At 65.7% G+C, this 2,681-nt stretch carries 3 protein-coding genes; all 3 read left to right on the forward strand.

Annotation, left to right across the window (positions count from 1 at the left end; translation table 11 throughout):
• The coding region (locus ACLP25_RS15705) for a hypothetical protein (protein ID WP_442470120.1) at window positions 1-1,355 on the forward strand (1,355 nt) is incomplete at its 5' end.
• Window positions 1,356-1,964: 609 nt separating this feature from the next.
• Window positions 1,965-2,147, forward strand: a complete 183-nt coding sequence (locus tag ACLP25_RS15710; protein ID WP_442470121.1) for a hypothetical protein — start codon at window positions 1,965-1,967, stop codon at window positions 2,145-2,147.
• A 29-nt stretch (window positions 2,148-2,176) separates the two neighbouring features.
• A partial coding sequence (locus ACLP25_RS15715; protein ID WP_442470122.1) for a flavin-containing monooxygenase occupies window positions 2,177-2,681 on the forward strand: 505 nt, incomplete at its 3' end.

Below are 2,681 nucleotides of genomic sequence, written 5' to 3' on the forward strand. Positions count from 1 at the left end.
CGGAGGAGCCAGGAAACGCCGCGATCTGGCATCGCCGCGCGGCGGTTTGGGCCGCGCTGTCCGGCCCGCGCGAAGGCCTGCGCCATTGGCGCCGGGTGCGCGAACTCGCGACCGGCGTGACGAGTGAGGAGACGCGCACGGCCCTGTCGCTCGAGGCCTGCCGGGAGATTCTCGCGCTCGGTTGGCGCGGCGGGTTCAGCGCCGAAGAAGCCGAGTCCGTTTTCAAGGAAGGCCGCGCCTTGGCCGAGCGCCTTGGCAACCCTCTCGCGGTCGCGGTCTTGCTGAGCATCTACGGGACTGCGCGGCTGTCGGCCGCGGGCTCTGCGACCGATTATGTCCGCTGCGCCGAAGAGGCGGAACCGATTGTCGCCGCTCTGGGCAACCCGATGCTCACCGCCACGCTCGGCGCTTTTCCGATGTTCGCCTATCTATTCGCCGGCTACGGCCCCAAAGTGGTCGAAATCGCGGACCGCGTTCTCGCTGCGGTCGGATCGGACAATTTGCTTGGCAAGGAAATTACCGGATTCAGCCCGCGCGTCGCCGCGATGCAGGCCCGAACCGTTGGCCTCATGTATGTTGGGAGGCTCAAAGAGGCCGAGGCCCAATGTGAGGAGGGCATGCAGCTCGCCGAGAAGCTGGGCGAGGTCGAGCTTCTCGGCTGGCTCGATCATGCGACGACTTGGCTCGCCTACACTCGCGGCGATGCGGCCTCGGTCCTCGATCACGGCCGCCGTTGCCTGGAGATTGCGACCAAGATCGACAACGATTCCTCGCTCGTCATCGCGTATTTCTCGCTCGGGAATTCCCGTCTGATGGCGGGCGAGGCGGCCGAAGCGTGCGAGGCGCTCAGCGCCGGCGCGGCGATCGCCCGCGATCGGAAGGCGTTTCTCGCCTTCCGTCCCCAGGTCCTCTCCGTGCTCGCCGAGGCGCAACTCGCTATCGGCGCAAAGACCGAAGCCGAGGCTTCGGCGCGCGAGGCCATCGAGGGCGCGCGGGCGGGCGGATGCGACTATTACGAAGCCCACGGGCTCCTCTCGCTCGCCGAGATTCTGCTGGCTGCCGCCGGAGCTGCGCCCAAGGGAGAAATCGGGACGGCGCTCGATCGCGCGGAGGCGCTCGTCGAGAAGACCGAGGGCCGCTCCCTGTTGCCCCGGATCGCCGAGCTGCGCGGGCGCCTCGCGGCGGCGCAGGGCGACCCCGAGACGGCTGATGCGCAGCTGCGCCGGGCGTTTGAGCTCTACCGCGCGATCGGCGCGGCGGGCCACGGCGCCCGCCTGACTCGCACCCTCATTAGGGAAGCGCTGGACCTGCCGAACACAGATGGCGGCCCGCCGCGTCATGGCGCCGATGGCTAATCTTTCGATCTTTCGCAAACATTGAAGGGGCGCGAATCGCCCGCGCGCCTCGGGCCAACCGACTCCGGTCCCATCCACGACGCTCCGCTGCCGAACGGGGTAATGTCGTGCTTCATCGTGGTGCGCGCCGCTCGACTTTGACCTAAGTGTCAAATGGAATCTTCGCGTCGATTCGCGTCGTTCGATTGCTTGGCACGAACGTGGCGTGCCGGGGCGTGTTCACGCGTTCGAAGTTTCATTCCATAACGCCCGGTGGTGGCGCAACCTGCGCGTTGCGTCTTTGACCGTAATCCGCCTCATCGGTCGCGTTCATCCCGCCACGTCGTCGGTAGGCGTCGGACCGAAGGAGACATCGGAGGGCGCAAGGCGCAAGCCAGAGGGAAGCTGAGGTCGGGGCGCCGAACGATCCTTGCTACCACCGCGGTTACAACCCGGCGAGTTGTGTGACCTAAATCACAGACACGCTCGATGGCTTGTATATGAAAATGGCCGCGTGTTTACGTTTGAAATCAGCGGCAAAATCTCCACCGGACCAGAAGCGGGCGACGACTTGCACGGGAGGCCATTCGGATTTCGACGACCGCTGAGCCGCAAATCGACAAGGCGGCCGTGCTCGCAAAATATCGGGCCGAGCGCGACAAGAGGCTACGTCCGGACGGCAACGCGCAATATCTGGCGTTGAAGGGCCGCCTCGCGCATGATCTCGACGACCCTTACACGCCGGTCGAGCCGCGCGAAGCCAAGACCGATCATGTGATGTTTGCTTTCGTCGGCGGCGGGTCGCGGGTCTAGCGACTTGCGCTCGCCTGGTCGAGGCCGGCGTGGGTGACGTGCGCATTATCGAAAAGGGCGGCGATTTCGGGGGAACCTGGTACTGGAACCGTTACCCCGGCGCCCAGTGCGATACCGCGTCCATGGTCTACATGCCTCTCCTTGAGGAGACAGGCCACAGGCCGACCGAGAAATATGTCCACGCGCCGGAAATTCTGGCTCATTGCGAGCGCATCGGCCGCCAGTACGATATTTACGCGAACGCGCTGTTTCACACCGAGGTCGAGAATCTCGAGTGGGACGAGGCGAACGCTCGCTGGGTGATCGAGACCAATCGAGGCGACCGGTTCACGGCGCGCTTCGTCGGCCTGGGAACGGGACCGCTTCACGTGCCCAAACTGCCGGGCATTCCGGGCATAGAGACCTTCAGCGGCCGCGCCTTTCATACGAGCCGCTGGGACTACGCCTATACGGGCGGCGGCCCGGACGGCGGGTTGCTGGACAAGCTTTCTGACAAGCGCGTGGCGATCATCGGCACGGGCGCCACGGCGGTCC

This window comes from Roseiarcus sp. (assembly GCF_052145395.1).
Lineage (GTDB): Bacteria > Pseudomonadota > Alphaproteobacteria > Rhizobiales > Beijerinckiaceae > Roseiarcus.